Annotated in this window: 10 protein-coding genes; 4 read left to right on the forward strand and 6 right to left on the reverse strand. The window is 62.1% G+C overall.

Annotation, left to right across the window (positions count from 1 at the left end):
• Nucleotides 1-730: putative solute-binding protein (locus EPO09_RS02390; RefSeq protein WP_290639788.1), on the forward strand; the 730-nt coding region annotated here is incomplete at its 5' end.
• A gap of 82 nt (nt 731-812) precedes the next feature.
• Here EPO09_RS02390 and EPO09_RS02395 read toward each other — a convergent pair.
• Nucleotides 813-1430: an RNA pyrophosphohydrolase gene (locus tag EPO09_RS02395; RefSeq protein WP_290639791.1), complete on the reverse strand. Its 618-nt coding sequence runs from the start codon at nt 1428-1430 to the stop codon at nt 813-815.
• A 104-nt stretch (nt 1431-1534) separates the two neighbouring features.
• Here EPO09_RS02395 and EPO09_RS02400 point away from each other — a divergent pair, with 104 nt between their 5' ends.
• The 3 genes from EPO09_RS02400 to EPO09_RS02410 all read left to right on the forward strand — a co-directional run bounded on the left by EPO09_RS02400 (nt 1535) and on the right by EPO09_RS02410 (nt 4869).
• Nucleotides 1535-3298: a proline--tRNA ligase gene (locus EPO09_RS02400; protein ID WP_290639793.1), complete on the forward strand. Its 1764-nt coding sequence runs from the start codon at nt 1535-1537 to the stop codon at nt 3296-3298.
• Nucleotides 3299-3333: 35 nt separating this feature from the next.
• Entirely contained in the window at nt 3334-4011 is a 678-nt protein-coding gene (locus EPO09_RS02405) for a lytic transglycosylase domain-containing protein (RefSeq protein ID WP_290639795.1), read from the forward strand.
• 120 nt (nt 4012-4131) lie between these two features.
• Nucleotides 4132-4869, forward strand: coding sequence for a PEP-CTERM sorting domain-containing protein (locus tag EPO09_RS02410; protein WP_290639797.1), 738 nt, complete (start codon nt 4132-4134; stop codon nt 4867-4869).
• Nucleotide 4870: 1 nt separating this feature from the next.
• Here the strand turns inward: EPO09_RS02410 and EPO09_RS02415 are convergent, their stop codons facing one another.
• The 5 genes from EPO09_RS02415 to prfA all read right to left on the reverse strand — a co-directional run bounded on the left by EPO09_RS02415 (nt 4871) and on the right by prfA (nt 8689).
• Nucleotides 4871-5458, reverse strand: coding sequence for a UbiX family flavin prenyltransferase (locus EPO09_RS02415; RefSeq protein ID WP_290639799.1), 588 nt, complete (start codon nt 5456-5458; stop codon nt 4871-4873).
• A 12-nt stretch (nt 5459-5470) separates the two neighbouring features.
• Entirely contained in the window at nt 5471-5785 is a 315-nt protein-coding gene (gene grxD / locus EPO09_RS02420; RefSeq protein WP_290639801.1) for a Grx4 family monothiol glutaredoxin, read from the reverse strand.
• A 68-nt stretch (nt 5786-5853) separates the two neighbouring features.
• On the reverse strand, nt 5854-6615 hold the full coding sequence (locus tag EPO09_RS02425; protein WP_290639803.1) for a hypothetical protein: 762 nt from the start codon (nt 6613-6615) through the stop codon (nt 5854-5856).
• 147 nt (nt 6616-6762) lie between these two features.
• A complete protein-coding gene (gene prmC, locus EPO09_RS02430; protein WP_290639806.1) occupies nt 6763-7590 on the reverse strand; it encodes a peptide chain release factor N(5)-glutamine methyltransferase in 828 nt (275 codons plus the stop codon).
• A 31-nt stretch (nt 7591-7621) separates the two neighbouring features.
• Nucleotides 7622-8689 carry a peptide chain release factor 1 gene (gene prfA, locus EPO09_RS02435; RefSeq protein WP_290639804.1) on the reverse strand — a complete coding sequence of 356 codons (1068 nt, stop codon included), beginning with the start codon at nt 8687-8689 and terminating at the stop codon, nt 7622-7624.
• Nucleotide 8690 lies beyond the last annotated feature (1 nt).

Below are 8690 nucleotides of genomic sequence, written 5' to 3' on the forward strand. Positions count from 1 at the left end.
CACCGTGATTCGTAACGGCAAGGTCGATATGGAGGCCAGCTACGAAGTCGTGCGCAAGGTGATCCAGGTGTTTTCGGATCCCAAGGCCGGCAAGCTGATGGTCGAGGGCAACTACGAAATCGGGGGGTTCTTCCCGCTGGGCGCTGCTTACCCCATCGTGCGCGATCGCAAGATCAACTCGGTTGAGGCACTGTCTGGCAAGAAGATCGCAGCCTTCGATTACGACAAGGCGCAGGGCGTGATGATCCAGCGCATTGGCGCGCAGCCCGTGTCCGTGGACATCACCAACATCGGCCCCAAGTTCAACAACGGTTTTGTTGACATGGTGAGCCTGCCAGCCGTGGCCTTCAAGCCTTTCGAGCTGTACAAGGGCATTGGCAAGACCGGTGGTATTGGCCGCTTCCCCATCATGATCCCGACCGTGCAGGTGGTGGTGAACAAGACCAAGTTCCCTGAAGGTTTCGGCGAGAAGTCTCGCGTCTACTGGCTGTCGCAGTTCGATCGCGCCATGAGCATTGTTCAGGCTGCCGAGAAGGGCATTCCAGCTGGTATGTGGGATGAGCTGCCGGCTGAGCACATTCCCAAGTACGTGCTGATGTTCCGCGAATCGCGCATCGAGATCGCCAAGCAAGGTCTGTACAACAAGCAAGGCCTCAACATCATCAAGCGTGCACGTTGCAGCATCAACCCGACCGATGCCGAGTGCGCCACCAAGACCGAAATCGAGTGATCGATCCCGGTTCTGGTTGTCTATGAAAAAGGGCTCCCTGCGTGGGAGCCCTTTTGTTTGTTTGGCCGCGTTACTTGCCGATTCAAGGCTGCTTGATTTCGACGTCGATTTGAATCAGCGATTCGCTGATGGTCTCGATCCGCATGCCTGTGTCGTCCTGGTCATCTGATCGCCGGCCATTGCTGCCGCGCATGTTGCCGCGCAGGTAGCGGTTCTGATGTCCTTGAGGCTTGGGCAGGAAGCGCGCCAGTTCACTTAAGGCCATCTCGTAGACGCCACGTTTGAACTCGATCACGGCTTCCAGCGGCACCCAGTACTCATGCCATCGCCAGGCATCGAACTCCGGGTGGTTGGTGGCGCGCAGATTCATGTCGCTGTCGCGCCCCGTCAATTGCAACAAGAACCAGATTTGTTTCTGGCCTTTGTAGTGCCCTCTGGCGTCCTTGCGGATGAAGTGCTGGGGCACCTCATAACGCAACCAGTCGCGCGTGCGTGCGACGATGCGGACGTGGTCGGGCAGCAAGCCCACTTCTTCGTGGAGCTCGCGGAACATCGCCTGCTCTGGCGACTCACCATGTTTGATGCCGCCTTGCGGGAACTGCCAGGAATGGGTGCGGATGCGTTTGCCCCAAAATACCTGGTTCCGGTGATTGAGCAGGATGATGCCGACGTTAGGCCGAAAGCCTTCCCGGTCGAGCATAATCAACTCCGAATTTTTCAACTAGTTTCATTATTGCACTGCAATGGCTTGACGGCTAGAGGGCTTTGTCAATGCCTCATTTGCGCGGTGTATTTTTTACGCATATGAAAGCCTCCCAGTTCTTCATCTCGACCCTCAAGGAAGCCCCTGCTGACGCTGAAATCGTGAGCCACAAGCTCATGACGCGCGCGGGTTTCATCAAGAAGCTGGGCGCGGGCCTGTACAACTACATGCCCATGGGCTTGCGCACCATCCGCAAGGTCGAAGGCATCATCCGCGACGAGCTGAACAAGGCCGGTGCGGTCGAGCTGATCATGCCCGTGGTGCAGCCCGCCGAGCTGTGGCAGGAGACGGGTCGCTTCGACAAGATGGGCGACGAACTGCTGCGCTTCAAGGATCGCCATCAGCGCGATTTCGTGATCCAGCCCACCGCCGAAGAAGTGGTGACCGACATCGCCCGCCAGGAACTGCGCAGCTACCGCCAGTTGCCCAAGAACTTCTATCAGATCCAGACCAAGTTCCGCGACGAGCGCCGCCCTCGTTTCGGCATCATGCGTGGCCGAGAGTTCACGATGAAGGATGCCTACTCCTTCGACCGCGACGTGGACGGCGCTGGCAAGACGTACGACGCGATGTTTGCCGCTTACACGCGCATCTTCGAGCGCCTGGGCTTGCAGTTCCGCGCTGTGGCTGCTGACACCGGCGCCATCGGTGGTGACCGTTCGCACGAGTTCCAGGTGATCGCCGACACGGGTGAAGACGCCATCGTTTACTGCCCGACCAGCGATTACGCTGCCAACATCGAGCTGGCCGAAGGCGTGGCCTTGATCGCCCGGCGCGGTGCCGCTTCGGCAGCGTGCGAGAAGGTCGCTACCCCAGGCAAGAGCACCTGCCCCGATGTGGCAGAACTGCTGGGCCTGCCGCTGAGCCAGACCGTGAAGTCGCTGGTGCTGGCCACGGACGAACTCAACGAGCATGGCGAGATCGCCAAGTCCACTGTATGGCTGCTGCTGGTGCGTGGCGATCACGATCTCAATGAAGTCAAGGCTGGCAAGATCGAGTTGGCTGACGGCTCGGGCTTGAAGGCTGGTTTCCGCTTCGCGACCGAAAGCGAAATCGCCCTGCATTTCGGCTGCAAGCCCGGCTATCTGGGGCCGGTCAAGCTGCTCAAGCCCGTGAAGGTCATCGCTGACCGCACCGTGGCCAACATGGCCGACTGGGTGTGCGGCGCCAACGAAGAAGGCTTCCACATCAAGGGCGTGAACTGGGGGCGTGACCTGCCTGAGCCCGATCTGGTGGCCGATATCCGCAATGTGGTGGAGGGTGACCCTTCGCCGGACGGCAAGGGCGTGCTGGCCATCCAGCGCGGCATCGAAGTCGGCCACGTGTTCTACCTGGGTAACAAGTACTCCAAGGCCATGAACGCGACCTTCCTGGATGTGGACGGCAAGCCCAAGCATTTCGAAATGGGCTGCTATGGCATCGGTGTGACCCGCATCCTGGGTGCGGCCATCGAGCAGAAGCACGACGAGCGCGGCATCATCTGGCCGGACGCCATTGCGCCGTTCACAGTGGTGATCTGCCCGGTGGGCTATGACCGCTCGGAAGACGTGAAGGCCGCTGCAGACAAGTTGCACAGCGAGCTGCTGGCCAAGGGCGTGGACGTGATCCTGGACGACCGTGGCGAGCGCCCTGGCGCCATGTTTGCCGACTGGGAGCTGATCGGCGTGCCGCACCGCGTGGTGCTGGGCGACAAGGGGCTCAAGGAAGGCCTGGCCGAGTACCAAGGCCGTCAGGATGCCGCCGCCAGCAAGATCGCCGTGACGGAAGTCCTGAATCACGTGCTGTCGCGCGTGCAAATCGGCTGACCACTGCGGCACCGATTGGTTTATCTTTGAAGCTCATGTTGTCGCGACGCTGGTTTTCTTCTCTGACGGGTGCACTGGCAGGCCTGGGCCTGCTGGCGGGCTTGTGCGCGCCTCTTGTGGCGCGTGCTGGTGCCCAAGTGGAGGAGCCGCTGGCCGATGCCGTGCGCACGGCCTTGTCTGCGGCCGTGGGCAATGGGGCGCCGCCGCAGTTGGTGTTCGCCGACGCGGCGCAACGCCAGCAATGCGAATCGTGGGCTGCAACGCTGGAGGCCAAGCTGGCCAAGCGCAAGCCGGAAGAGCTGGTGCGCCGCGAGTTTCTGCAGACGGTCTGCTATGAGTCCAAGCGGGCCGGGCTGGATGCCGCGCTCGTGATGGGGCTGATTCAGGTTGAAAGCGGTTTCCGCAAGTACGCCATGTCACCCGTTGGTGCGCGCGGCTACATGCAGGTCATGCCGTTCTGGTCGCGCTCGATCGGCAATGGCGAAGCCAGCAGCCTGTTCCACATGCAGACCAATCTGCGTTTTGGTTGCGTGATCCTGCGCCATTACCTGGACGTGGAGAAGGGCAACCTTTTCATGGCCCTGGGGCGCTACAACGGCAGCCGTGGCAGGGCCGAGTATCCCAATATGGTGACGGCGGCACGCCGGGCCTGGCAGGTGGGCGAGGGCGCTGGTGCGCAAATGGCCGATGCGGGCTCAATGCTGCGTCGTTGAGCGGCGGTGTGTTGTTTGGGCTCGCGCACGTTGTGAGAACGTGTGAATGCGGGGTGTGGTCGGGGATTGGTTTCGTTAAACTGTGTCCCGATCAAGAACCAAACACATTCAGGGGATGCCATGTCCAAGTTCAAGGGATGGTTGGTTGGCTTTGTGGCCGCCAGTTTGTCGTCAGTCGCGATGGCTGGGTTGTCGGTTGCCGATCTGTCTAATCAAGGGGATGGGCTGTTGACGCTGGATTCCCAGACCGGCTTAGCCTGGTTGGATCTGTCGAAAACGATGGGGCAATCGCTCGATCAGGTGACGAAGGGTGATTGGTTGTCGCAGGGCTTCCGCCTAGCGACACAGCAGGATGTCGCTGATCTGATTGCGCACGGATCGGCACAGGCTCCGTTTCTGGCCATGCTGGGTGGCGTGCCTGCTTCGACTGATGTGAACCTCTACAACGGTGGCCCGACAACGCTTCTCAAGGGTGTGGTGGGTGGTGATCGTGCGTCAAGCGATGTGCTGGTACCTGTGTGGACGGTTTTTGAGACAGTCGGGCCTGTCATTTTGGCTCCCTCGCCTGTTTTGAACGACTACCCTGCCGGCAACCTGCCTCAGCTTGGTGGGGCGCCGTGGCCCAATGGGGATGGTGCTGCAGTTGCCAGTGATGCGCCCCCTCAAGGCGCAAGCAGCGTGTCGCCCGGCGTATTCATCAGGCGCAGCGTCTCCCCTGCGATGAAGGATGTGGCCTTGCCGGACGCAGGGGTCTTTCTTGTCAAGGGCGTGGCCAGCGTGCCTGAGCCCGCTACGTGGGCCTTGATGGGCTTGGGGCTGTTGGGTTTGAACGTGGCCGCTCGCCGGCGTCAACGCTGATTCAAAGCCCGCGCCACTCCTGCGGCTGTGCCTGCTCGATGTGCAGCATGGCCAGCACCCGCTCAACCGTGTCGTTGACCAGCTCATCAATTGACTGTGGGCGGTGATAGAAGGCGGGCAGGGGTGGGAAGACGATCCCGCCCATTTCCGTGACGGCCGTCATGTTGCGCAGGTGGGCCAGGTTGAAGGGCGTTTCGCGCACCATCAGTACCAGCCGGCGGCGCTCTTTGAGTGTGACGTCGGCTGCACGGGTCAGCAGGTTGTCGCCCATGCCGTGGGCTACGGCCGCCAGTGTCTTCATGGAGCAGGGCGCAATCACCATCGCGTCTGTCATGAAGCTGCCACTGGCGATGCAGGCGCCCACATCACCTGGGGCGTGGGCCTGTGTCGCCAGCGCCTCTAGCGTTGACCGGTCCAGACCCAGCTCGTGGTGAACATTGAGGATGCCGGCAGGTGTGGCTACCAGATGCGTTTGCACGCCCAGAGCGCGAGCGCGCTCCAGCAGGCGCACGCCGTAGATGGCGCCGCTTGCTCCGGTGATGCCGACGATCAGGCGTCGTGGCCTGATGCTGCCCACGGGCTCCTGCATGCTGCGCTGCGCTTACTTGACAGCCAGGGTTTGCTGCAATTCGCCGGCCTGGTACATCTCCATCATGATGTCAGAGCCGCCAACGAACTCGCCGCCGATGTAAAGCTGGGGAATGGTCGGCCAGTTGGCGTATTCCTTGATGCCTTGGCGGATTTCTTCGTCTTCCAGCACGTTGACGGTCTTCAGTTCGGTCACGCCGCAGGCCTTGAGGATCTGCACAGCGCGGCCAGAGAAGCCACATTGCGGGAATTGGGCATTGCCCTTCATGAACAGCACGACATGGTTGCCTTTAACCAGTTCGTCGATGCGTTGTTGAACGTCGCTCATATGCAATAACCAGATCAGAGATGAAAACAGGCCCGGTTATATCAGGCCTGAGACTGGTCTGCAGTAGTTCAGAAGGAATAGCCCACTGATACCTTGACCACGGGGCGCAGGCGCATTTCACGCACAAGGTCATCCAGTGTGCGATCACCCTGGAAAACCTGTCCGAGGTGGTTGTTGGCGTTGATGTTGACGAAGCCCAGATCGGCGTTGAAGCGCCAGGCGCTGCGCATGCCATTGAGTGTCAGGCTGTTGCTGTAGCCGGCACCCAGGTAGGGTGTGGTTTGTTGATCCTGGGCGGTGTTGCCGCTCATCAGACCGAGGCTGTCTAGCCGTTGCAGGCTGAGGTTGAGCCCGCCACCTGTGCCATCGCTGGTCCACCAGCTTTGGCCCGTGTCGCCACGCAGCAGGCCCGCTGTGGCACGGAATCCACCTTCGAGGTAGTAATCCGACAGGATGTGCATGCTGCGGATTTTCAGGCCGTTGCCCACATTGGGTTGGGCCAGCACGAAGCTGTCTTTCAGGGGGTTGATCGGGCGATCGACAACCACGCCGATGCGGCCTTCCCAGTGGGGCCAGAAATCCTTGCCACGCAGCATGAGGCCGTGGCTGGGTGTGTCATCCGAGTCGGTATTCAGGTTGATGCGAACGCTCGTGAAATTGCCATTGCCGGTGCTTTGGTGCAACGCGTGGCCGGCATAGGGGATCATTTGGGCCTGTGCGGTGCCGCCAGCCAGCAAGCCACCCACGGCCGCAACCACGGCCCAAGCGCCTGCGGCCAGGCTGCACGTGCGTGAGAACTTGTGCGAGTCGGTAGGGGCGGTTTGGAACATGGCGATCTCCTGACGAACAAAATCATGCTACGCCTCGGGTGTCGGCTTGTGCGACAGAGATGTGAGCGATCGTCAGGGCATTTTCGCCGGACGGAAACGAGGTGGCAGCGGGTTTGCACCCTATTGCAGGGTCTTGCCTTGGCCTTGTCAGGCTGGACGTTGGCCGCCTGTGCAGCGTGCCTGCCCGCCCAGATCGAAGCGGGTACTTACATTTGAAAATCCATGGTCGCGCAGCAGTTGCGCAACGGCGACAGGCTGGTCGTAGCCATGTTCCAACAGTAGCCAGCCGCCAGGTTGCAGGTGATCGGGCGCTGCGGCAACGATTTGGCGCAGGTCATCCAGGCCGTCCGGGCCGGAAGTCAGTGCCTGCTTCGGCTCGAAGCCCAGCGCGGCCATGTGCGGGTCACCCTCGGCGATGTAGGGTGGGTTGCTGACGATGAGGTCGAAGCGTTGTCCCTCAACCGGCGTGAGCCAGCTGCCATGGTGGAAGCTGACGGGCAGGTGCAATATCCGAGCATTGTTCTGGGCCATCAGCAAGGCGGCCTCGGAGGCATCAACGGCGGTGACCTTGGTTTGTGGGCGGGCGTGCTGGATGGCCAGGGCGATGGCACCGCTGCCGGTGCCCAGGTCCAGCACGGTGGTCTGGGCCTGATCGGGGATCAGCGACAGGGCCCATTCGACCAGGGTCTCGGTGTCCGGGCGGGGCACGAGCACATCGCGGGACACCTGCAAGGTCAGGCCGAAGAACTCTTTTTCTCCCACGATGTAGGCCAGAGGCTCACCTGCGGCACGGCGTTGCAGATCGGCCAGAAAGCGGCTTTGCTGGGGCGGTGTCAGTGTGTCGGTGTCATGGGCGAAGAGCCAGGCGCGGCCTTGCTGGACGGCCTCGCACAGCAGCAACTGGGCATCCAGCCGGTCGACGCCAAGCTGGCGGGCGTGTTGCTGCGCCTGCGCGATGGTCAGCGGCGTGCGCATGGCGTCCATCGTGAGCGACTGGTCTTGATCGTCAGACACCGGTGGCGGCTTCCAGTTCGGCCAGTTGATCGGCGGCTTGCGCGGTCAGCAGGGCTGCAATCACGTCGTCGAGTTCGCCTTCCATGATGCTCAAGAGCTTGTAGAGCGTCAGGTTGATGCGGTGGTCGGTCAGGCGCCCCTGGGGGAAGTTGTAGGTGCGGATGCGGTCGGAGCGGTCGCCGCTGCCCACCAGGCTTTTGCGCAAGGCGGCTTCCTTGGCGGCGCGTTCGCTGCGCTCTTTTTCCTGGATGCGGGCTTGCAGCACCTGCAGGGCCTTGGCCTTGTTGCTGTGCTGGCTGCGGCCGTCCTGGCATTCGGCAACGATGCCGGTGGGCAAGTGCACCACGCGCACGGCCGAATCGGTCTTGTTGATGTGCTGGCCACCGGCGCCGCTGGCACGGAAGGTGTCGATGCGCAGATCAGCCGGGTTGAGCTTGATGGCTTCGGTTTCGTCCGGCTCGGGCATGACGGCCACGGTGCACGCGCTGGTGTGGATGCGGCCTTGGGTTTCGGTCACGGGCACGCGCTGCACGCGATGGCCTCCGGATTCGAACTTGAGCTGGCCATAGACGCCCGCGCCTTCGATGCGCAGCACCACTTCCTTGTAGCCGCCCAGATCCGATTCGCTGGACGTCAGGATCTCGGTGCGCCAGCCCTGGCGTTCGGCATAGCGGGTGTACATGCGGGCCAGGTCGCCCGCGAAGAGCGTGGACTCGTCGCCGCCGGTGCCCGCGCGGATTTCCACGAAGGCGTTGCGGGCGTCGTCCGGGTCCTTGGGCAGCAGGGCCGTCTGCAGCTGGGTTTCGAGTTGGGTGAGATCGGTCTCGGCCTGGGCGATTTCTTCCTGGGCCATGGCGCGCATGTCGGCGTCGTCCCCGGCTTCTTCCAGCATCTGCCGGGCACCATCCAGATCTTGCTGGCGGCGCGTGTGGCGCTGGGCCAGGTCGCACACGCTGCTGACTTCGGCGTGCTCGCGCGACAGATCACGGAATCGCTTGTTGTCGGCCGCGATGACCGGGTCGGACAGTGCCGCATCCAGCTCTTCCAGCCGGCGGGCCAGG

Origin of the sequence: Aquabacterium sp. (genome assembly GCF_004297345.1) — a bacterium.
Lineage (GTDB): Bacteria > Pseudomonadota > Gammaproteobacteria > Burkholderiales > Burkholderiaceae_C > Aquabacterium.